General features: G+C 37.3%; 16 protein-coding genes. 2 read left to right on the forward strand and 14 right to left on the reverse strand.

Annotation, left to right across the window (positions count from 1 at the left end):
- Nucleotides 1–48: 48 nt before the first annotated feature.
- Both A8L32_RS07905 and A8L32_RS07910 read right to left on the reverse strand, forming a co-directional pair.
- Nucleotides 49–990: a lysylphosphatidylglycerol synthase domain-containing protein gene (locus A8L32_RS07905; RefSeq protein WP_066629877.1), complete on the reverse strand. Its 942-nt coding sequence runs from the start codon at nt 988–990 to the stop codon at nt 49–51.
- Complete coding sequence (locus A8L32_RS07910) at nt 990–1,973, reverse strand: lysylphosphatidylglycerol synthase transmembrane domain-containing protein (protein WP_066629883.1); 984 nt, start codon at nt 1,971–1,973, stop codon at nt 990–992. Before A8L32_RS07910 ends, A8L32_RS07905 begins: the two co-directional genes overlap by 1 nt.
- A 199-nt stretch (nt 1,974–2,172) precedes the next feature.
- On the opposite strand from A8L32_RS07910, the gene rsmA reads away from it, so the two are divergent.
- Both rsmA and mgtE read left to right on the forward strand, forming a co-directional pair.
- Complete coding sequence (rsmA, locus tag A8L32_RS07915; RefSeq protein WP_066629894.1) at nt 2,173–2,958, forward strand: 16S rRNA (adenine(1518)-N(6)/adenine(1519)-N(6))-dimethyltransferase RsmA; 786 nt, start codon at nt 2,173–2,175, stop codon at nt 2,956–2,958.
- A gap of 23 nt (nt 2,959–2,981) precedes the next feature.
- A complete protein-coding gene (gene mgtE, locus A8L32_RS07920) occupies nt 2,982–4,346 on the forward strand; it encodes a magnesium transporter (RefSeq protein WP_066629897.1) in 1,365 nt (454 codons plus the stop codon).
- A 53-nt stretch (nt 4,347–4,399) separates the two neighbouring features.
- On the opposite strand, the gene A8L32_RS07925 is transcribed toward mgtE, so the two are convergent.
- The 12 genes from A8L32_RS07925 to A8L32_RS07980 form a co-directional block, all read right to left on the reverse strand.
- On the reverse strand, nt 4,400–5,287 hold the full coding sequence (locus tag A8L32_RS07925; RefSeq protein ID WP_066629900.1) for a hypothetical protein: 888 nt from the start codon (nt 5,285–5,287) through the stop codon (nt 4,400–4,402).
- A 281-nt stretch (nt 5,288–5,568) separates the two neighbouring features.
- Complete coding sequence (locus A8L32_RS07930) at nt 5,569–7,587, reverse strand: glycosyl hydrolase (protein WP_066629902.1); 2,019 nt, start codon at nt 7,585–7,587, stop codon at nt 5,569–5,571.
- A 113-nt stretch (nt 7,588–7,700) separates the two neighbouring features.
- Nucleotides 7,701–9,674: a sialate O-acetylesterase gene (locus A8L32_RS07935; protein ID WP_066629904.1), complete on the reverse strand. Its 1,974-nt coding sequence runs from the start codon at nt 9,672–9,674 to the stop codon at nt 7,701–7,703.
- Nucleotides 9,675–10,319: 645 nt separating this feature from the next.
- The gene (locus A8L32_RS07940; RefSeq protein WP_066629907.1) at nt 10,320–11,438 is read right to left on the reverse strand and encodes an alpha/beta hydrolase-fold protein; all 1,119 of its coding nucleotides are present in this window, start codon (nt 11,436–11,438) and stop codon (nt 10,320–10,322) included.
- Nucleotides 11,439–11,581: 143 nt separating this feature from the next.
- Nucleotides 11,582–13,216, reverse strand: a complete 1,635-nt coding sequence (locus tag A8L32_RS07945; RefSeq protein ID WP_066629910.1) for a sodium:solute symporter — start codon at nt 13,214–13,216, stop codon at nt 11,582–11,584.
- 81 nt (nt 13,217–13,297) lie between these two features.
- A complete protein-coding gene (locus tag A8L32_RS07950; RefSeq protein WP_066629913.1) occupies nt 13,298–14,815 on the reverse strand; it encodes a cellulase family glycosylhydrolase in 1,518 nt (505 codons plus the stop codon).
- 181 nt (nt 14,816–14,996) lie between these two features.
- Nucleotides 14,997–15,839 carry a sialate O-acetylesterase gene (locus tag A8L32_RS07955; RefSeq protein ID WP_066629916.1) on the reverse strand — a complete coding sequence of 281 codons (843 nt, stop codon included), beginning with the start codon at nt 15,837–15,839 and terminating at the stop codon, nt 14,997–14,999.
- Between the two features lie 60 nt (nt 15,840–15,899).
- Nucleotides 15,900–16,916, reverse strand: a complete 1,017-nt coding sequence (locus A8L32_RS07960; RefSeq protein WP_066629919.1) for a glycoside hydrolase family 130 protein — start codon at nt 16,914–16,916, stop codon at nt 15,900–15,902.
- Between the two features lie 172 nt (nt 16,917–17,088).
- Nucleotides 17,089–18,606 (reverse strand): hypothetical protein, encoded by a 1,518-nt coding sequence (locus A8L32_RS07965; RefSeq protein ID WP_066629922.1) that lies wholly within the window; start codon nt 18,604–18,606, stop codon nt 17,089–17,091.
- A 126-nt stretch (nt 18,607–18,732) separates the two neighbouring features.
- On the reverse strand, nt 18,733–19,650 hold the full coding sequence (locus A8L32_RS07970; RefSeq protein ID WP_066629925.1) for a hypothetical protein: 918 nt from the start codon (nt 19,648–19,650) through the stop codon (nt 18,733–18,735).
- 10 nt (nt 19,651–19,660) lie between these two features.
- Nucleotides 19,661–21,163 carry a RagB/SusD family nutrient uptake outer membrane protein gene (locus tag A8L32_RS07975; RefSeq protein WP_066629928.1) on the reverse strand — a complete coding sequence of 501 codons (1,503 nt, stop codon included), beginning with the start codon at nt 21,161–21,163 and terminating at the stop codon, nt 19,661–19,663.
- 36 nt (nt 21,164–21,199) lie between these two features.
- Nucleotides 21,200–24,292 (reverse strand): SusC/RagA family TonB-linked outer membrane protein, encoded by a 3,093-nt coding sequence (locus A8L32_RS07980; RefSeq protein ID WP_066629930.1) that lies wholly within the window; start codon nt 24,290–24,292, stop codon nt 21,200–21,202.
- Nucleotides 24,293–24,399: the final 107 nt, after the last annotated feature.

Here is a 24,399-nt window from a genome sequence, read left to right on the forward strand (position 1 = left end):
ACTAAATACAAAACTTTAGTGCTAGCAGGTTAAAAATCAACTATTCTTTTACTTTTTACCTAGTATTAACAATGATCCAAGTGCGGCAGGAACAACTTGATTAATAAACCAAAGTATAGAAACCATTAACACAATAGTTACATCCGACATGGCTAAATGCGAAAACACATAAAGCGCCACAGACCCTCTAATTCCTACATCTGCTAGAAAAAAAGAAGGAATTAGTGTAATCAATAAAAAATACACTGGTACCAAGGCCAGTAGAATAATATTTAATTGCGCATCAAAAAAATATAAAAGTAAAATCATCTGCACGCAATAAACTGCAAAACGAGCAATACTTAAAAGAAAGGCATTATTCAAATCCTTCCTAGATATTGACTTTGAAAAATCCCATAGTTTAACAATTGTTGTCCCAAATTTACTCCATCGCAACAACTGTTTTTTTAACCAACTCCTTTTTAACCACAGCAACAGTCCGCAAAAAGATATAACTAAAAATAAAAGCATCGCATTTAAAGCCAGTGCTCCACTTTCGGAAAGTATATTCCAGGATGTTAACAGACAAAGTAAACCTACTGCGCCAATTACAAGATTATGAATAGCTCCACCTATATAATTTAACAAACTGGCTTTTGCCCAAATCTCCTTTGGCAAGAATAGGATCCTACCCACTGGCTCTCCAATTTTAGCAGGCGTGAAGATTCCGGAAGCAAAGCCTGCTAAAACCATCTTGAATGATGCTTTAAAGCCCACCTGTTTTAATGAATTCAGGAGTACTTGCCACTTTTTACTTTCCAAAAATAAGTTGAATAAGAGTAGTATTATCTGCACAAGAATTAGCCAAAGCCAGTCTTGTATTTCTATTGGCGAGATAGAAGAAAGTGGCACCTCACTTTTAAAGTTTAAAAGTCGATAAATGATATACGCATAACTAATGGTGGCTATTAAAACCCCAAACCATTTTCCCGTTTTAAACGAGAGTTTCATTATGCTTTTTTTCTATTTATAATAGGCAAAATAATCATGGATATAATTCCCATAATTACAATCATAGCATTGATAGAACTCCAAACGATTAAGGCAAATGCAGCACCTTCATTTTTTGCAATCCCATACATTTGTAAGGTTGAAATTACCATAAAATGCCAAGGCCCCATTCCTCCTTGAACAGGAGCAACCATGCCCAAACTACCCAATACAAAAGCAGCTAAACCAGCCATTGGAGATAGATGAGAAGTAAACTCAAATGCAAAAAAGCATACGTAAATCATCAGGAAGTACATTACCCAAATAAATACCGTATGAAATACAAAGGCAGGTTTATTCTTTACATTTTTAACCGCTAAAAAACCTTCTGAAAACTTAGCCCATAGTCCCTTTAACTTCATATAAGGCGAAGTTTTAGAGAACCATTTTTTAAGGAATCGAAGTAAAACTACTATTCCAAAAATTATAACGTAGGTCCAAACAGAAGTAAATATATTGGTAACCTTTGATAAATCGGCATTTTTAAACAGGAAATCTGTAACCACATTAAACTGCAAGGCTAATGTCAACAGCAAGCAAAGCAGTAACATAATAACATCCATCAAACGCTCAACTACTACGGTACCTATTAATCTTGAAACGGATATCTTTTCGTAACGACTTAACACCCCACATCTCGAAATCTCTCCCATTCTCGGAATCAAAAGATTAGCAAAGTATCCTACCATTACTGCAAAAAAAGTATTGGTTACGCTGGTTTTCTTTTCAATTGGCTCTATGAGCATTTGCCATCTTACCGTTCTGCTAAAATGACTGATTAAACCAATTACCATTGAAAGAAATAACCACCAAAAGTTGACCCCTTTATTTAAGGTTGCTTTTATTTCTTGCATATCGTAATTACGATATACATACCACATTAAGAATCCTCCGATACTAAAGTATATCAGAAATTTTAAAATATTCAGTAATGTTTTTTTCAATGCGTTTGTTTTATATGAGGCCCCTACTGCAATTAAAAAGGAAAATTAGATATAAAAGTTTACCTTTGCGGCAGATTTTTGCGAGTGCAATTTTATAAAAGATTATTTGTTTGACAAAACCTTTTGACAATAGTTTATACATTTTGATAACAAATAAGTAAATCCTGTACTGAACTGATTTTTAAATACAAACAGAAGGATGAGAAACGTTAAAGCTAAAAAACATCTAGGTCAGCACTTTTTAACTGACGAAAGCATTGCAAAAAGAATTGCAGATGGTTTAACCAACCACAAAACCAATGTATTAGAAATTGGTCCTGGAATGGGGGTTTTAACGAAGTATCTGATTCCTCAGGAAGGCATCAATTTTAAGGTTGTTGAAATTGATACTGAATCGGTTGCCTACCTCGAAGAAAACTTTCCTTCGTTACAAGGAAACATTATTTCGGGCGATTTCCTGAAAATGGACTTAACAACAATAACGCAAGAGCCTATTAGCATTATAGGTAATTTTCCATATAATATATCGAGCCAGATATTTTTTAAGGTATTGGAGTATAAAGACCAAATACCTGAGGTAGTAGGAATGTTACAGAAGGAAGTGGCCGAAAGATTAGCTGCTGGACCAGGTAGCAAAACATACGGTATTTTAAGTGTTTTTTTACAGGCTTACTATACGGTGGAGTATTTATTTACTGTACCAGAGCACGTTTTCAACCCTCCTCCAAAAGTAAAATCGGGGGTGATTAGAGTTTTAAGAAACGATGTTAAAAAACTCGACTGTAACGAAAAGTTATTTATTCGAGTTGTAAAAACAGGCTTTAATCAGCGCAGAAAAACTTTGAGTAATTCATTAAAATCCATTCAGTTTAACAGAGAAAAAGTACCTGAAATGGAAATTTTCAAGAAACGTCCTGAACAATTAAGCGTTCAAGAGTTTGTTGAGTTAACTCAATTTATAGAAGCTAATTTGCAACAGCAATAACCATTTAAGTAACCACCTCACTTATGGCAAAGTTTACTTTAACACGTGTATACGTAGATGAGATAATAGGCTTAATTGAGCTGAAAGAGGAAAAGAAAATCCTTACTAAGCTGGATGAACTGCACCCTGCAGATATTGCTGAATTATTTAGGGAACTCGATCTGGAGCAAGCTAAATTCGTTTACCTGCTGGTAGATGACGAAACTGCTGCGGATGTAATTACCGAACTAGAGGAAGATGAGCGTAAACGTTTTTTAGGTGCTTTACCGAGTGAAGTCATTGCCAAGCGCTTCATCGACAAAATGGACTCAGATGATGCGGCGGACGTACTTGGTGAGATGGATGACGACCGCCAGCAGGAGGTGCTTTCGCACATGGATGACGTTAAGTCGGCTGGCGACATTGTAGATCTACTGAACTACGACGAAGATACGGCGGGTGGTTTAATGGCCAAAGAATTCATCAAGGTAAAAGAGTCTTGGAATTTGACAACTTGCCTCAGAAGTATGCGTCGTCAGGGTGAGGAGATGGACGAAGTGTATTATGTGTATGTGGTGGATAATGATGGTGTACTAAAAGGAACCCTATCTTTAAAACGTCTCTTGTTAACTCCTGAAACACAAACCGTAAAAGATATATATAACGATGATCTCATTTCGGTAAAGACAGATGTTGCTGCTGAAGAAGTTAGTACCATCATGGAAAAATATGACTTGGTAGCCCTGCCTGTTATTGATAGCATAGGCCGTTTAGTGGGCCGCATTACCATTGATGATGTGGTAGATTTTATCCGTGAAGAAGCAGAAAAAGATTACCAGTTAGCATCGGGTATTACCGATGACGTTGAAACTTCGGATAGCGTTTGGGTACACACCAGAGCGCGTATGCCATGGCTATTAATTGGAATGCTAGGTGGCGTATTGAGTTCGAGAGTTGTCAGCGGTTTTGTAGAACTGATGGACTCACACCCTGAACTAGCTATTTTTATGGGATTAATTGGTGCTATGGGCGGAAACATTGGTATGCAATCGTCTGCTATCATTGTACAGTCGCTAGCCTCAGGAAGCATGGGACTTGATACCACATGGGGTAAACTGTTTAAAGAATTAGGTATCGCTTTATTAAACGCATCCATTCTTTCAGCTATCATACTGGCCTATAATTTAATTATTGGAGAAGATATTGCCTTAACCTATACGGTTTCGGTAGCCTTATTTTCAGTCATTGTATTTGCCTCCCTATTTGGCACCTTTATTCCGCTATTTATGAAACGACTTAACATTGACCCTGCAGTTGCAACGGGGCCTTTCGTTACCACGTTAAATGACATTATTGGCATGTTTGTTTATTTGACTATTGCCACTATTTGTTATAATATTTTCGTATAAAAAAAAGGATGCCTCAAACGAAGCACCCTTTCAATAATCAACAAGTTTACTAACTATTTTTTCTTAAATCTTTTGCCTAGCATTATTTCTTTTGTGTTTCCTTCCTCGTCTGTTACTACAGCTTTGTAGTCGCATGTTCCATCGCCATAATCTAACCAAGTAGTTTTAGCTTCACCGTCTTTTGTTTTTACAATTTCAATGATTCCTGACACTGCAAAACGACAGTCTCTTTTACGAAGAATTGGAGTTGTAATTTCTCGTGCCACGGAGTAACCCATTGAGCTTGTTCCTGAAGAAGTACCAGTGATTAAAAACTGGTCATCCCAAGGATACCCTTTTGTGTCGCCACCTGCAATCAACGTTCTAATCTTGTCAGCTTTTTTGGTCCAGCTAATTTCTTCAGTCGTTTCAACGGTTACATCAATATTCACCGAGAATTCCCAATTTTCATCCTCGTTTAAACCTTCATTTTTATACTTACGAGATCCTTCAACGCTGTTATCGTTTACAAAAAAGTCTTCAAAAACAACCGTTCTCTCAGAACCTGCTTGCCAATGTGGCCCAGTTTTAGTAACAATGATTTTACCTCTTTTTAAACGACCATGCTTATCTTCGCAATTCTCGGTACCATAATCAAAGGTCACTGTTTTAGGATATTTAGCATCTTCAGGTCTATCTACAATTACAGTAGGGCAACCAACTTGCTCACCTGCACTTTTCAACTCCGTAGTACTTCCCATTTCATAATCTGTAGATAAAGTTGCATCTAACTCATCAAATACACTTTCTACCACATCGTCGATAGCTATCTGCTGTTCGGTAATATCGGTATCTACTGTTGGCTCTGCAGGTGTATCAACCGTTGGGCTATCATCACATGCATTAAACATTAATAATCCTGCAAAAAGGGCTCCGCTTAGTAATAAATTTTTCGTTTTCATAACCTATCTTTTTTAAACTGATTTATTCATTCGTTTTAAGAATATCTTCTTTTTTCGTTCTTCGTATTCTTGGATATAAAAACTTTAAAAAGGTTTAAACGAGGATTAATATTTTTTATAAAAAAAGATAGTTTTATGCACGAATCCTTTATTTACAGTACTTACAAAAGGAATGTTTTTATATTTTTTATTTCCAAAAATAACTTTGGAGTTTATTGAAACCTAAAAAAGGAACCCAAACGAGTTCCTTTTAAATAGCTTTTAAAACGCAATAGCAATTTCTATTTCAGCACTAGATGAACTACTTCTTTATAATACTCATCCTGAATCAATAAAAAATACATACCCTTATTTAAAGATGATAAATCCAACTCGTTTCTACCTTTAAATCCCTGAATAGACATTGCTTTAATACCTGTTAGACTATATATTTCCAGTCTTGCGTCATTAGTGACATCTACAAAAACAATCCCTTGGGATGGATTAGGATATACCGATACTTGCATTACATTCTTCTTTACAAGCACTGTGGCATTTTCAATTTTAACGACTACCTTATCTTCTTCCGAATCTGTAAAACCATCGTTTACCACTAGCTTAACTTCATATTCCGAAACATCGGTATTCTGAGGAATCATAAATGTAGGTTTTGCTGGATCAGACAAATCCAGACTAACACCAACAGGTGCATACCAATTATAACTTAACTCATCCCCATCAGAATCTACAGAACCTGAACCATCCAATACAACCAATTCTCCTTCTTGTGCATTTAAATCGGTACCTGCATCAGCAACAGGGCTTGTATTTAATTCCTGCTTATAGACTATCACATTATCGTACAGCCATTCTTCACCTCCTACATTATCATTCACATTAAAAAAGAAGGCCAGTTTATTAAAAGTAGCCGTAGCACTTTCAGCTCCAACAATTTCAGAAAAATCAAGTCGAACCAGCTGCCAATCACTATCTTCATTGGGTGTGACATATGCATCAATCTGCGTTTCGCCAGTCACATCATCATTTTCGAGCTTTACATACATTTGCGAAGCTGACGGCGCACGCACAGCAAACTCAATGTAATCTAACTCCGAGTATTTGATATCTTCTTCAAAAATAACCCACGCACAATTGTTCCATGCTTTATTAGCTGGGGTAGTATATCTACACACATTAGCCGAAGAGTTCACCTGACTTGCATCTGAGTTATTAACTACCTCAGCCGTTCCATTCCATCCGCCTTGTTGGTACGGAATATCTTCAAAATCGACAATAGCAGTAGGCTTTGTGACTATATCCCCTTGCCATCCGGGCATCTCATCAAGGGTAATTATCTTAGGGTTGTTGTACGTATCTATAATTTGTTGAACGGTATTGGTGGCATTATCGTTCGCATCCACATATAAGCCATAGGCCCAAGTCATAAAAAACGACATTTGAGGCTGATTGTTGATAACCGACTCTGATGGAAGATGAAAACATTCTCCAAAAGCAACTGGCTTTCCATTGGCTTCAGCTACTAAGGAATTATAAAAGCTTAAATCGTAAAAACCATTGCCATAAATATCAACCGCTGCAATATCAAAATAATCTTCGCCAGGATTATACTGAGCATAGTTGGCATGAATATCTTGCACATCCCAAGTCCAAATTAGATTAGTTAAACCTAAGTCGTTGCTCATGTAATCATGCGTCATTTTCCAAAGCGCCTTCGTATTTTCGGCACCCATTGAATTCCACCAAAATATAGTTTGGTTTTGTTCGTGAAAAGGACGCCAAACAACCTCAACACCCTTACCTTTTAAGTATTGTAAATAAGGAGCAGCTATGTTATCAATTCTGTCTTTCCAGATACCATTTAAAGTTCCGCCATCTGTTAACAGGTCGCTCCACTGCACGGAAGAGAGCGCACTTATTATTCCTCCGTTCCAGTTACATGGTTCCGATTGGGTTGGAGGACAAGCATGCCACATCATGTTTACCATGGCTCCTTTATTCCATTGACTTTCGGCTTCGTAGGTTATTTCCCATCGCATATCAGCATTGCCATGAAACAATAAATCACAACCATAGATAGCAGGATATTTACCCGTTACATTATATACCTCTTCTGTCCAATAACTGGCGTCGGTGGGTGAACCCTGATAGGGCTTTTGATCATTATGCTGACCAGATAGTAATTGATTTCCTGAGATACTATACAGGTAGTTAAGTGTTTTGAATTTTGTTTGAGCTGTACTTAGCGTAGGGATTAAAACACTAATAAACAAAGCAAATATCAAGCAGGTAGAGTTTTTCATAAATCATTAGTTTTAATTAATAACCTGAGTTCGACATAAACCGATACATAATTACATAAGCTAGCTGGCATGATACTTAAAACCATGCCAGTTACTTATATGAAACCCTTAAGTTAAAGAGATGAAACAATCATTTTTCGGGTTTCTACATAACCATTTACCTTGATCGTATAAAAATAAATACCTGAAGAAAGATTGTCTGAATTAAATTCGACAGAATGAGATCCAGCATTTAAAGACGACCCAACCAGCTCTGTAATTTCAGCTCCTTGAGCACTATATACCTTTAAAGACACCTGACCAGCTTGAGCGATATTAAATGATATTTTTGCAGAGTTAGAAACAGGATTCGGCACGTTTTGGCCTAATTTATATCCTTCAAACCTATTGTCATTTACATCAGTAGCACCTCCATTTAATATCTCCATCATTTTATTGGCATATCTACTTCCTAACTCCCTTACACCAGCGGCATCAAAATGAATATTATCATCTTGAATAGTACATCCACTTGAAGAAATGACATGAGCCGTTGAAACGGTAGAAGGTAATTGATCGATGATTGTATTCATATCTGAAAGCTGACCTCCTTGGTCGGAATGGCCTACTTGCCCAGCTAGTAATGGAACTTCATTTGCATTCAGGGAAAGATCTGTTAGCATATTATTATATACAGACTGTACGTAAGATGGCCAATTTGCATCTCCAGCATTGGTTTCTCCTTGATGAAGAAGAATACCCTTAATGACCCCACTTTTTTGTGCTTCCTTGGCCAAATCGATTAAGTGCTGATATGGATTTCTGCCATAAGCATCTAATTTATCCTGAAACCAGGCATCAGGATAAGTATCTAAATAATCTCCGTAAATATCCTTATCAAACACTCGAATATCGGAACCTCCAATAGCTACATGCACCACTCCAACACTTACCTCATTTGGAAGATTATCTACCATGGTGCGTCCGAAATAATCAGCCACAGACAGGCCTGTATAACATTGGCACAAAGGAGCAATGGCAGAATACCACTTGCCGCTTTCTCTTCCTAAGTTAGGACAGCTTAATGATTGCATCACTTGAAAACGACTTTTGGCCACTCTGTCTTGCGCTTCAGGTATAGCGGCTCCTTCCATATTGGATTGTCCGAAACAAATATAAATATGAAAGTTAGGATCGTAAGCGAAGGTATTTCCATTTGGCTCGTTCATATTCACTAGAGCTTCAGTGTATGCATTGTAATCCGCATCTGGAAGTGCCTCAAGTCGGGCAATATACACTTTATCACCACTGATGGTTACGCCATTTTGATCTCCCGTATAAACATAACTAGTAACGCCTTGTGCTGCCGTTGTTACATATATATTCCCAGAAGCTGCTTCAGGGTCTTCAATAAAAATATTTGTTCCCGTAGAAAGTGGATCATTCTCCCACGTTAGAGTAAAGCTATCACTAGTAACATTCGTTACCTGCACATTCATAGGCGCTACAGGCTCTAGATCAGGCTCGCTCACTGTTTTGGTAAGACTATACCACATTTTTTGCGAAGTGTGTGCCAACTCCTCGTAACTCCAGTCGGTATCAGTCCAACTAACCTGATCTGATAAATAATCTAGAGGTGTTGCCAAAGACATTTCATCAGCACTTGAACCTGCTTCGATATTCAATATATAATCTACGCCTCCAACTGTAATGGTTACAGCCGTTCCGTCCAACACCCATGTACCTGTTCCAGTAGGTACGGTACGTAAACGATCTGTAAAGTCCCAACTCTTATCAGTATCTGTAAATGCACCATTAAGCCCATCTTCACCAACATTATTTTCATAGGTTCCAATTGGTTTGCCATCGCCATTAGTTCCTGTTTCGGTAAACGTAATTACATTATCCAATTCAGGATTAAGAGCAGGCAAATAATTTGTAATCATTTCATACTTGTCCCATCCCCATTCTTCCCAGTTGAAGTTATTGGCATAAATACCAATCTCTTTTACATACCAAGTTCCGTCAATAGATGAACTAGTCGTATTTGAATAAGCATTAAAAAAGCTTAGAATCGCTAATAAAATAAGTGTAGATAATTTTTTCATATGTGTATAAATTAATATTAAGACTAAGTATAAACCTGCTTGCGGCAGGCCATAGTCGTCAAGCTAATGAATTAAACATTTTAGAATCATGTAAATCGATTCCCCTCCTTAATTAAGGAGGGGAATTTATTAACAGTATTTGTAAGAAAACACTTGATATGCACCTGTACATTTTAGCTATCAAGATCTCCTTACGCCTTCCTATTTTTATTAATATTTTCACTATTACATCAAAAAACATTCATTAAATTACATACATCAAAAATCTAAATATCAACTCAATATAAATTTGTAATTAAAACTAAATACTAATGATTTCCTGAAATCATCATAGTTGAATACTTCTTAAACCCGCAATATGCATTAGAAAATCTATTACGAAATGAAACTACTTCTAATCAAGAAGTAAACTAACTTGTCTCAACTTACCATAGCGGTGCTATGATTCGTCTCAACAAGTCCTTGATTATTTAGTTTCTGATTATTGCTACGCTCAGCAAAGTTTAATCAAGCTTAAATTTGCCTTCTCTTATCGCAATAATTGTACTTTCATTCCTCATTACAATATTCTAATACATAATCCGGGTTAAACGAAAAAAAGGAGCCCAATGCTGGACTCCTCTAATCATACTCAATACTATATATTTACTTAAAAAGAAGCTGAGAAATATCCCGCAAATCTTTTCGCCATACCAACCAAGAGTGACCTCCTGGTCTTTCGCTATATTTATAAGTTATACCTGCTTCTTTAAAAAGATCAAGTGTTTCCATTCCATTATCATAAGCTAAATCCTCCTTTCCTCCTTGCGTAAAATATAAGAGCTCCACAGACTGCTTAAATACCTTAGATACTTTTTTGAGCTGATCCAATCGAGCTTGTTTATCATCAACGGTTCCTCTTTTTGCCTTCCAACTATCACTTAACCACCAACCAGAACTTAACACGCCTATGTAACTGAATTCATCAGGATGATTAGTGACCACTTCAAGCGTTTCTAAACCGCCCATTGATAACCCCATAATGGCACGGTGCTTAGCATCTGCATAAGTAGGATAATTTTCTTCTATAAATGGAACAAGATCATTCATAAAATCCTTTTTAAACAAAGGAACTCGATCTAAAATATGCTCTGTTTCAATAGTGCCATTAGGCATTACCACAATCATAGGCTCAATCTTACCTTCGGCCAATAAATTATCGAAGATATTTCCTGCACAACCAATGGTTGACCAAGCCATATCCGTTCCTCCACCTCCGTGTATCAGGTATAACACAGGCAGTTTTTCTTTTGATTTTTCAAAACCTGCTGGCGTCCAAATGTGCACTCTACGGGTTTTATTCAAAGTATTTGAAAAGTAATAACGCTGCGACATTGCTCCATGAGGAATATCTTTTCTCATTCCAAAAAAGTCATGCCCATTACCAACCAGCAACAATGCTTTTGTTTCTTGTGAAGACGAGGCCATTGGGTCATATACGTTTACACCATCCACCACAAAGTGATAATGATAAGCCCCTTTTTGCACATTGCTATAAATCCCTTCCCAAACGCCATCTTTATCTTTCTTGAACTCTACTTTATCCCAAATGCCATCGGCAACTAATTTTACATTGTTTGCCTCTGGGGCATAAATACGGAACGCCACTTTATTATTTGGCAACACCTCGGTTGACTTAAAATTTTTGTCTGACATGGCTTGCTGAGCTTGCACTAAAACAAACATGCTCATACAACACATAACTATGAAGATTAGCTTTTTCATGATTTTATTAAAATTAAGGTTTATAGATTGAAGAATGCAACAACACTATCTTTCAAGAATTAGTTCGTCGCTATTTTGAAAAACAAAAACAGCCTATTCTAAATAAAATAAGCTGTTTTTGAAGTGGTAGTTAATATTTGGTTTTATCTAAAAATGAAATACATGGTAAAACATGCGATGACTAAAAGCAGTGACAGCACTCTAAAATTCTTGTACCAAACCACCCCTTTAAGCTCTTCTGTTTCTTCGTGCCATATTTTAACCGTCCAGGTGTTTTGCGCCACCTTTTCTGCATCTGGCAAACGAGTCAATAAGCTCACCAACACATTTACACTCATACTAAAGGCCATTACTACAGGCGCAATAATTAAGAAGTGATACGGGATAGTTACATCCATTACATATTTGGCCACCATAATAATTATAGCCACTAATATACCTGATATTAATCCCCAAAGGGCACCAAATTGATTTGAACGCTTCCAAAATAATCCTAAAAAGAAAGTACCTACAATGGGTGGTGCTAAATACGAAACCACCTCTTGATAATACGATACTAAAGAATCGAAACTGGCGATAAATGGCGCCCATACTACGGCAAAAACTAAAACAACAATGGATGTTATTCTACCCACTTTAACTAACTTTTTGCTATCTGCTTTTTTATCGAAACGCGAGTAAAAGTCCATGGTAAATAAGGTAGATACCGAACTTAAGGTAGCACTTAAGGTAGAGGTTAAAGCGGAAATCATGGCAGCTAATATTAAACCAATCAAGCCTACTGGCAATAACTTCACGATTAATCGAGGATAAACCTGATCGGTATTAATTCCAAAACCTTCTTTTAAGGCTCCACCACTAATCATATCCGTAGGAAGATTCTCAACTCCAAATAAGTTAATACCTCGCCCGATTAATCCAGGTAAGATGAAAATAAATAGAGTGAATAGATAAAGAAAGCCTACAAACAAAACTCCTTTACGACCTTGATCGATGGACTTGGCCGACAATACACGTTGCACCATTACCTGGTTATTGGCCCAAAAATAGAAACCTAAAATGGGTATTCCGACCCACATACCTAACCAAGGTACGGTAGGATCATCCAAAGAACGAGTAAGCTTTAGCCAAACACCTTCACCAAAGCGATTATACAATTCTTCCCATCCACCTATTTCATCCAAAGCGAAGAAATAAAGAATACCAGAACCAATGATAAGGATAGTAGCTTGAATCATATCGGCATTAATGGCAGAAGATAAACCTCCTACAATAGTGTAAGATCCCGCTACAGCAGCCATAATTACAATAATCCAAAACAAATCTACTTCCGGAAAGATTAATTTAATAATTAGAGCTCCAGTATACAGAGTGGCTGCCGCATCAAGGAATACATTACCAAATATTGTTATAAACGAAAAGTAATATCTCGAACGTTTATCGAATCGTTTTTCAAGAAACTCAGGCATGGTAAAAATGCCCGACTTAATATAGAATGGCAGAAAGAACAACGCGAAAAACACCATTACTAAAACTGAAATCCAGTTATAATTAAAAACAGCTATTCCACTAATAAATCCTTCGCCTGAATGTCCCATTAGGGTAGAACTTGACACACTTGCCGCAAAAAGCGACAAACCAACCACAGGCCAAGTCATATTTCTTCCTGCTAGAAAGTAAGAATCTGAATCCTCACTTTTTCCATTTTTTAAAGCCCACCATACAATTCCAACGATGAAAACCACCAGAATAGTAATATCTATTGCACCTATATTCATATTTTTAGTATAAAGACAAAAGTATAAAGTATTAAGACCTAGAAATCATCCTAAAAAATAAGACTTTACAGTTCTATTAATTTAATAATCAAGTGATGTAAGAAGAATAAAACTATTGGCTGGCACATCCAGTTTAAGTCCGTTTTTTGCTTTAATATCCTTCTCTGTAGGAACAGGAAAACCATTCTCATCAACAGCTCTTTCTCCATCCATATAAACAAACTTCTTTAAAGGCTTTGAGCTTTGCACGCCAAGTGATATCGATTGTGCCATACCCGAATTATTTACTAAAGCAACAGTAACATCATCCTTGTATACGCCAGCTGTTAAACGCAGTCCTTCAATACCTGTGGTATCTGTTTCTACAATTTCGCTTCCTGTAGGAAAATAGCGACATAGCAAAGACCATGAATAAAACCAAGGTCTCATATTCTCATCCTCGGGATTATTGCATAACTCTGCACCTAAGCTATTCCACATTCCCCAACGCTTCAATTCGTTTTTGTTACCCAAATCGCCACAGGTATGCATCGCGTCATCCAAAGCCCAAGCCGCAGCACCTGAGTAACCTGCATTCATACTTTGAATAACAGCATCGGCCATATCTACACCATAGCTATATTTAAAAACATCAAACTGACTATCTTCACAAGCATACGGATCTTGAGCTGCTTTTTCCTGATTCTCTTTTCCATTGCGACTAAAACCCAACTCGCCAAAAATGATTTGTTTGTTGGTATGCTTCATTAATTGAGCAATGTCGCCATGGTATTTTTTAAAACCTCCGCTTCGCACTAATTCATAATCTGTATAATCGTGCACTTCGTAAATACCCACAATATCATCTAGCTGTTTCGCTGTTTCTTCTACCCAACCAGCACCTGTATAGGTTGATCTAGGATTATCGTAACGCGTTACGGCATCTGGTCCTGCAACAGTAATATATTTATCCAAGCCTCTTTCTTTAAGTGCCTCAGCCAGTAACTTTACTCCTTCGCTCCATTCAACAAAATCACCTTTCGTACTTGCCCAATCTCCATTAGGCTCATTGACTAGGTTGTAATATTTTAAACAGGTATAACCACGGGTATTAATTAAATAATCTAAATACTCCACCACTATTTTTATCCATTTAGGATCGTTGGCTCCCGTAAATTTATCACCATGACCAGCATCTGTATCGTGCATTTTGTATGGCGTTCCCCATTCTCCAAACAACACTTCAATATTGTTCTTCTGTGCGTAACCTAATATCTTTTCTAAAGCTTTAATTTCGGGCGTATTAAAATCAAGGATAGGCTCATCGTTTTTATCAAACCCAACTAAATACCTCCAATTGGCCTGATCTAGCACCCTAAACATTTTAGGTTGCATATAATCCAAACGCTGAAAATTCATTTCCCATTTTTCATCGGTCATCAGCTTTCCCCAATCGGCATTTTCCGTATCGGCATGAGGGTAAGCCGACCACTGAACACCATTACCAATAAAATTATTGCTGATAGTTTTATCACGATGAATCTTAATCATATCCTCATCTACTTGTTGACAAGAGATCAAAGTCACTGCTATAATAAATATTGAAAGAATGTGTCTCATCTTTGTTTTATTTTTCCGATGCAAAGATCTTTAGCTAGTCTTCCAACTGTATGATGCATCGGTATTATTAATTAATACATTCCCTGGGTTGAAACCCAGGGCTATTTATGTTCAACCCCAACAGGATTGTATGTGATATGCACTATTCCCTTTTTCTTTCTCCGTTCTCCTTGCTCCAACACTAATATCCTAAAATAGAAAGCATTTCCACTGCATATCTTCTTCCTAGTTTTCTAACTCCCTCAGAGTTAAAGTGTACATTATCTTTGCTAACTGCACATCCTTTTGAAGAAATAACACTTGCAGTTGGCACAACAACTGGCAGTTGATTAATAATATGGTTCATGCTTGAACACTTTCCACCCACATCAGCATTAACCACCTCGCCTGCCAACAATGGTACATCCTCAGCATTCAAGCCAAGATCTTTTAGCATATTTTCATAAACAATTTTAACATACGACGGCCAATTCTCGTCCCTCTCATTGGTTTCTCCCTGATGCAAAAGAATTCCCTTTATCACACCTTCTTTTTGGGCTTTTTTAGCCATTTCCATTAATCGCTCATATGGATTTCCTCCATAAGCATTCACCTTTTCCTTAAACCAAGGCTCTGGATAGGTATCGGTATAATCCTGATAAATAGCTTTATCGAACAATCGGATATCACTGCCTCCTATGGCTACATTCATTACACCCACTTCAATACTATCTGGAAGGATGGCAACCATTGTTTTTCCGAAATAATCGGCAGGCGATAAACCATGCCAGCAACTGCTCAATGGAGGAACTGCCGTATACCATTCTCCATATTTTCTATCCAAATCGGGACAATCCATTGGCGACATCATTTTTAAGCGAACGTCAGCCGTTTTATCTTGCCCTTCTATTTTTGCAGAACCTTCCATATTAGATTGCCCGAAACATAAATAGATATGAAAATTGGGATTTTGAGAATGAGCACTTGTACTGATAGAAAACAAAGTCAGCGCAACTAAAACAAAATTATTTATATACTTTTTCATCGATTCTAAATTACTTAAATCGTACAACAGCACGTGAAATGCCGTTGTACAATTACTAGTCTATTTATGCTTTTTTACAAAATCTAATATTTCAGATACACTACAAGTGGCTAAACCAACGTATTTATCGGCTCCTCCATAATAAACATATAAAGTATCGTCTACAATTACATTACCGGTAGGAAATACACACCCCTTGTAGAATCCTTCAATTTCGTAATCGTGCTCAGGCTCCATAATCCAATCGCTGGCACGCGCAATCACTTTGGTTGGATCTTCTAAATCTAACAAAGCAACTCCTACTCGATAATATCCTTGGCCGCCATTTTCAACACCATGGTAAATCACTAACCAACCATCATCCGTTTTTAACGGAGGCGTTGATCCGCCAACTTTTTCTTCCCACGTTCCGTCAATTCCACCAATAATCATCGTACTTGGCTCATTCCAAACCATTAAATCATCCGAAAAACGAATCCAAATAGCTGGTTTATCTACGCCATACTCATCACCAATCCATTGTTTTGGACGATGCAACATAGCATATTTACCATTGATTTTTTCTGGAAAAAGAATCACATCACGATCATCTAAGTTACTTTCGGTAACACGACCTAAACGTCGCCAATTTTTAAAATCCTTGGTTACAGCCAAACCTGAGTTTGCAATATTATCCTTCATTACTGCAGGTGAATATTCATTCGTCTCTGGTAATAAAATAACATCATGCTCAAATTTCCAATACTGACCTGGATAGTGAGGACGATAGGCATAAGTCACATAGTACTCATCACCAAATTTTACGATACGAGGATCTTCAACCCCACCTTGATCTGGTCCATCTTCACTTGGCCCAAAGGTTGGTTCATCAGAAACTCGTTCAAAATTTACTCCATCATTACTTACTGCCGTACCCATGCGGATGTAATGCTGCTCATCGTCTCCAGCAGCACGATATAACATCGTAAACTTCCCATCTTCGTACCATACCCCTGGGTTACAAACCACAAGATTCTCCCAACAATTAGTTGCGTGAGGTTTTAAAATAGGGTTATTTTCGTGTTTCGTTAATTTCATCTGTCTAAGTTTGTTTTGTTTTTAAGTCTAACATGTAGCTCATACACCCTATTTATTTAAAATAGAGCTGCCCATACAAGCTACTTTAAGACATAAAAATTAGTTTATGACAGACATCAAACATGTAATAGACGCCTGCCATGTAAATCATTTATTTATAATCCGGTATTTATTATTGCATGTTGGTAAATAAGATGAATGACTCACCCTCTAATGTAATATCTACACCTTTACTAAAATCGAAAGAAGCATTCGTTTCTGCTGGTTTTGCAAAACCATTTTCGTCAACCGCCCCAACAAAGGTTCCATCAGCATTAGACTTATAAGTGTATTTATCCATGGTTAAACCACCTATAGATTCGGATTTTAATACAACTGGATAAGTTGAATAATGAGAATTCACAAGCGCGATAGTATACTTACCATCCTTAGCTCCCATAATAGCACGAACGCCTTTTTTATTAGGCAACTTAATATCGTAAATATCGCAGCCAGCTGGGAAATAACGACATAACAGCGAAACAGGATAAAAGAATGGACGAATCTCCTCATCTGCAGGATCGCTACAATGCTCCTCGCCAAGAATATTCCAGAACCCCCAACGCTTCATTTGATCTACACTATAGTCATCTCCATCCGGACTCACATACATGGCATCGTCCATGTCCCAAACCAAGGCTCCTGAAAATCCAGCTCGCATTGATTGCATGATAGCATCCGCCATATCAACTCCGTAAAAAGCTTCGTAAATCATCATGTTAGAATCTTCACCCGCATACGGATCTGCCTCAATAGCTGCCTCATTCTTTTCTTTTAATCCAGCATCAACCTCGGTATATTTAAAACCTATCTCACCTAAAACAATTCTTTTACCTTCTGGCGTAGCATCGCGATAAGCCTGCAACATAGAAGTATAATCGCCACTACGAACAATCAATTGTTTTGGATAAACATGAATATCATAAAGACCTATTCCATCATCTAAATCGTTGGCAGCTTTTGTTATCCATGTAGTTTCGTTGGTATTATCAAAAATAGCCACATCAGGTCCCATTAGCTTAATCGCTGATAGTTCATATTTCTCCATCTCCTCTAAATAGGCTACTTGCACATCTCTCCATACATCATAACTTCCTTGCGTAGAAGACCAGCTGCCATTAGGTTCGTTAATGATATTTACCGTTTTTATAACAGAATATCCTTTTTCGTTCACCAAATGATTTAAGAACTTAACCGAGTTAGCAATCCATTCCATATCGATATCGCCAATATTTCCGGTATGATGATGCCCCCACTCGCCATAGGTAATTTCAATATTTCGGCTTTGTGCATATTCTAACATTTTAAGCAATTTTCCAGAAATACTTGTTTCGTCGTATTTACCATCATATATGTAAGCATTGTTAGCATTAGTAAGGATGCGTAAAAACGGTGGACGCATATAATCAATACGCTCAAATAAAGTATTCCAGTCTGCATCACTTAAAGTTTCTTGTCCAATCCAATCCCCCACCGAGTCATAACCTCCCCATTGGGCTCCATTACCAACAAAGTCCGTTGAAATTACATCAGAAGTAATGATAATTTCGCGGTTTTTAATTACACTATCAGGTGTTCCCTCATCCTTTTCGCATGCCAAAACGGACAGTAGCATGGCCATTATTCCTATTATAATAAGTCCTGTTTTCATTATCTAAAATTTTATTTTTCTGAAAAAACATTCACTCAGCAAAACTTCTGTTTCATGCTTTTTCATTTATTGTGAATTTGAATGAGTTACTGGAAGATAGATATCCCCCAGTAACATTTCCCAATATTATTTTTCTAAATGGTAGTATGATCCAATACAAGAAACTAAATGACTCCACGTGGAATAATAGTTGTCCCAATCAATAAGACTTAAATCTCTCATGGTTGGTTCCAGATTTACTTTAACCGTTGTTTCATCAATTATCTCAATTACCCCAGTAGCTGATTCACTACCCGACTCCATTACCAATCGTACAATTAGTGCTCCGTTGCCATCTTCATCGATATAATATTTTCCTTTACCTCCTTGAAGCTGACCAAACTGCGGAGCCCAGTCTTTTACCTCATGAATGCCATCATCAAAAACATAATTCGCAAACTCATTATCTGCTCCTGCAGTTCGAGTGTAGGTTCCGTAAGGCTTTCCATCTTCAATTCCTTCAACTGCTCCAAATGTGATTACATCATCTAATCCAGTTGCGGTTAACGGCATATCATTTACAAGATCAACATCGTAACCTGAATTACCCCAACCATTGTAATCATCCCAAGAAAAACGATGTACAGCAATCCTCCATTCTCCCATAACAGGATTAGAAAATTCTTGTGCATAAACGGTCCATTCTTTGGTTTTTCCACTTTCAGACGTGACAGTTATGGTTGTTTTTTTCTCCTCATTATCAAAATTCAAGGTAGAACCTTCTGCCACATCAGCAGATGCATTCCACGAAAGGCCTATATATTCAATCTCCACTGATGAGATATTTGGCTCAACATCGGTATTTAAAACTACGGTTACTGTTGACTCTTCGGTATTGCTAACAATTGCTGCCGAACCAATTTGATTCTTTAGCACCAAAGCACTAATGCCACGCTCATGATTCCATGAAGAACCATCTTCGTAAATTTTACTTAAAGGGTCTTCCGTACAAGAGGCCATAAAAACCGCTAGTACCAATCCGTATATATATAATAACTTATTCATTGCTATCGTTTTAATTTATGTTAGGATTCAAATCTTTCTCGCGCTGTGGGATAGGATAAAAAGCAAGCTGCTCAGGAGACAATCCCGCTGCTTGTGTGACATAAGTCTGCACCATATTTTTTCTTCTTAAATCCCAAAGGCGATCACCTTCAAAAGCGAACTCACGCTGGCGCTCCTCAATAATTAAGTTTCTAAAATCATCTTGGCTTAAACCAGATAAATCCGTCAACTCGCTTACCCCTGCTCTTCTTCTAATTTCGTTGTAATACGGCAAGCTTTCTGCGTTTGCCATGGCCTCGGCATACACCAATTGAATATCTGAATAACGAATTAAGTATGGACGCGTACTTGTTTTATCCCCTTCAAATTCTGTATCGATATACTTACGTGTAAAAGGATAGATAATAGTCCCGTCAGCAACAGTACCTGTGGAATTATTATCCTCATCAAATATTTCAGTTACCAAGAGCTCTGTTACTCGCTTATCTGTAGCTTCATATTTAGATACCAACTCATCTGTAGTTTGAAATACACTCCAGCCATCATGCGTTGGTGAATATGATTCATCTGTATTTTTAAGATAAACAGTACCTCCTCCAATCCAAGGAATAAAATACTTAGATAACTTAGAGTAATCACCTTCTTGTGTACCTGAACGGTCCATTGATAAAATGAAGATATGCTCTTTACCTTCATTAGCGTTTACATCGTATATATTCTGCAAATTAGCATCATGACCATATTCACTTTGAGCAGTTAAAACTAACTCAGCATACTCAGCTGCTTTTGCATAAAGGTTTTCAGCACTTTCTGTTAAAGCATCATATTTAGGCACACCACTCTCTTTGGCTGAAGCTGCGAATAAATAAATTTTAGCTAACAAAGCTTGTGCTGCTATTTTATCAGCACGTCCTGCAACTCTATTCACCAGCAAATAATCATTCGCCTTTTCAAGATCCTCAATCATAAAAGCGTACATCTCTTGAAAACCCTCAGGCAAACTTGCATTAGTTTCCTCAATTTCATCGACTAACGATTTCTGCAATGGAGCAATACCAAATGCCTTCACTATATTAAAGTGATTCCAAGCTCTTAAAAAATAAGCCTCACCAAGCAGACGCTTTTCATCAACCTCGTTAAAACCTCTTCCTTCTACATTTTCGATAACGGCATTAGCTCTGTTAATTGCGATATATGCACAACGATAATATTGCGATAAAAGCTCGTTTTGAGATGTAACTTCCCAATTGGTAAAGGCCGTTGCATCAGCTCCTTCATCCGACTTAACATTACAGTTATCTGTGGCCAACTCTGCAAAATAGAATGTAACTGGGGCATAACTTACCAAGGTTAAAGCATCGTAGGCATACAGCAACGAAGCCTCGGCATCCTCAACTGTTTTATAAAAGTTTTTATCAGAGTAAAACCCCTCTGGCTCTACAGTCAGGCTCTCGCATGAGTACACCCCTGCTGCAATGGCCAAACTGAATAATATTTTATATAATGTTTTCATTTTAAATCCTTTTTATTAAACCATTGTATTTATGAACTAGAAAGTTAACTCTACACCCAATGTGTATTTTCTTAACTTAGGATATCCTCCCCAATAAATTCCATCATTACCCACTTCAGGATCGTAGCCTTCAAAATTGCTAATGGTAAATAAGTTGGTTGCATTCACGGTTACACGAGCTCTTTTAAACCACGATAGGCCAATGTTTTTAATATTATACATTAAGGAAACATTTTGTAGACGTACAAAACTTCCATCCTGAACATACCAATCAGACAAGTAATAATTTCTTCCGTCGCGTAAGCTTGGGTAATCGTTGGTTGGGTTATCCTGAGTCCAACGCAATGGCGTATTACTTGGCTCGCTAAAGGCTTTAGTATTTAAAACATCCTGACCAAAACTACCATTAAAGAACATGGCTAAATCCAAGTTTTTATAACTCAATTGTAGATTCAAACTCGCTAAAAAGTCTGGATTTGGATCACCAATGATGGTACGATCGTTTTCATCAATTACACCATCCTCATTTATATCCACATACTTAAACTCTCCTGGCTGTGCTAACTTTCCGTCTAACCCAGCAGCTAATCCTTCTTGCTCACTTTGAATGATTCCATCCACCTTGTGACCGTAAAATACATTTACCGCTTCACCAATTGCTAAAATATTAGGGATAGCTCTAAAAGCCTCAACATTGCTTCCGTTAAACTCATATAACATTCCAGTATTAGGATCACTACTTAAACCAAATGCTAGCTCATCACCTAGTGCAACTACTTCGTTTTTGTTTCTAGAAACAATTAAAGACCCAGATAATCTCCAGTCTTGCGTATCAATTACATCTCCTTCAATAGTTAACTCAATACCTTGATTTTTGATCTCCCCACTATTTACATACATTAAATCGTATGCTGCAGATGGTGACAACCAACGCTCACGAAGTAAATCGTTGGTATATTTGTTATAGTAATCGGCAATAACACGTAGCCTTCTATTGAAGAAAGCTAAATCGACTCCTAAATTCAACTGACGTGTAGTTTCCCACTTTAACTCAGGATTTGGAATACCACTCCATAGTTTTTTTCCTGTTTGACTATCCCATCGAGAAACATAACCTGGTCCGATAGCTGTTTGCCATCTACCATTTACATAGTATTGATCCTGACCATATCTACTATTAATTAAGTAAGCTCCAATAGGTTCTTGGTTACCCGAGATACCGTAACTGGCACGTAATTTCAATTCATCAAACACATTTAAATTTTTGATAAAATCTTCGTGGTGCATTTTCCAACCTAGGGCACCAGATGGGAACATAGCCCACTTGTTATTGGGTCCGAACTTGGAAGAAGCATCTGCACGCATGGTAAGCGTTGCCATATACTTTTCGGCCATTACATAGTTTAATCTTCCAAACCATGAATACATCACCTCTTCTGATAATCCGTTTGAAACACGTTGTTTCTCTGGATCACCACCCGAAAGGTTTCCACTACCTAGTGATTCATTTAAGAAATCGTATGCACGTAACGAAGAGCTAGGATCTTTTTTATAACGATATGAAAAACCTCCCATCGCATTTACTTTGTGTGTATCATTATACACTTTATCAAAAGTTAAGATAGACTCTGAAATAATTTCGTTGGTATCATAATTATCAATACCTGCCGAACCATTATTAAATGTTCCGTCTTCGGTATATACTTTTGGATTATAGTACTCCGACAAAGAACGACCGTACTTATAATTTAACTGCGATTTAAATTTTAAGCTCGATAGAATTTGAGCCTCCGCATAAGCCGCTCCTAAAAAATCAAGAAACTCAGTAGTGCTTGATCTATTTTCAGTTAATGCAATAGGGTGACTATAATCCTGTGTTCCTACTAAGTAATAATCTTTTGTAGGATCGTTGTCTTCATAAACTGGAAAAATAGGGTTACGCCAGTAGGCTAGTCCACCATTGTTATTTCTATTTCCTTTGGTGAAATAGACATTAGTACCAATGGTTAATTTTTCGTGTGCTTTATGCGTAACATTTAAGTTTACATTCAGCTTTTTGTAGTCATCTTCTATATAAATACCCTGATCGGTAAAATAAGTAGTACTTAAACTAAACTGTGTTTTTTCAGTTTGACTACGCAATGCAATATTGGTATTATTAGAAACTGGATTACGAAAAACTACATCATCCCAACGCGTATTATATGGCCAAGAACCATCCTCTAGTTCTTTAACAGAAGGGTAATAAACGCCATTAGGATCATTAGCTCCAACATATAGAGGAACAAAACCACCATTAATACGACTCTCGTTACTTAAACCAGCCATCAACACAGGGTCTCTCCATAAGTTTAATTCAGAAGTAAACTCAGAAATTGTGTTTTGCTGAGAAACCGTTACCTCCATCTTACCTTGCGCACCTTTTTTGGTAGTAATCATGATAACACCGTTGGCACCACGAGAACCATAAATAGCAGTAGATGAACCATCTTTTAAAATCTCCATAGATGCAATATCATTGGGAGAAATCTGACTTAAATTACCGGCATCTCCAATAGGAAAACCATCTACAACCACCAAAGGGTCGCTTCCACTTCGGTACGAACTACCTCCTCTAATGCGAATAGTAGCTCCAGCTCCCGGACTATCAGAAGATGCTGTTACCTGAACTCCTGCACTTTGCCCCTGCAATAAACCATCAATTGAACCTGCTGGCTTCATCGGTAATGCCTCCATTTTAACTGAAGAAACAGCTCCCGTTAAATCACTCTTCTGCACCGAACCGTAACCAATAACTATGACCTCGTCCAGCCCAAGCATCTCATCTTCCAACACTACATTAAGTGTAGTTCTAACTCCCACAACCATTTCCTGCTGCACCATACCGATAGAAGAATAAACAACTGTTGCTTCCGCAGAACTTAAACTAATATTATACTCTCCATCAATATTTGTGATTGTTCCTGTTGTTGTTCCTTTTTCATAAACATTTACGCCAGGAAGCGGCATTCCCGAAACATCTGAGACTACTCCTTGCAATTTTATCTGCTGAGCAAAAGCAAAAGCAGATATCGAGCAAAGGGTAAGTACCAAGAATGCACGTTTAAATATTCCAAACCTATTTTTCATGCGTGTAAATTTTAATTTTCATTGGTCATATGGAACTCGTCAATTTTAAATACTCTTCTGCATCAAGAACATTTTATCAAGACTCAATTCATTCCACTAATTTTACA

Origin of the sequence: Labilibacter marinus (assembly GCF_001659685.2) — a bacterium.
In the GTDB taxonomy this organism is placed as follows: Bacteria; Bacteroidota; Bacteroidia; order Bacteroidales; family Marinilabiliaceae; genus Saccharicrinis; species Saccharicrinis marinus.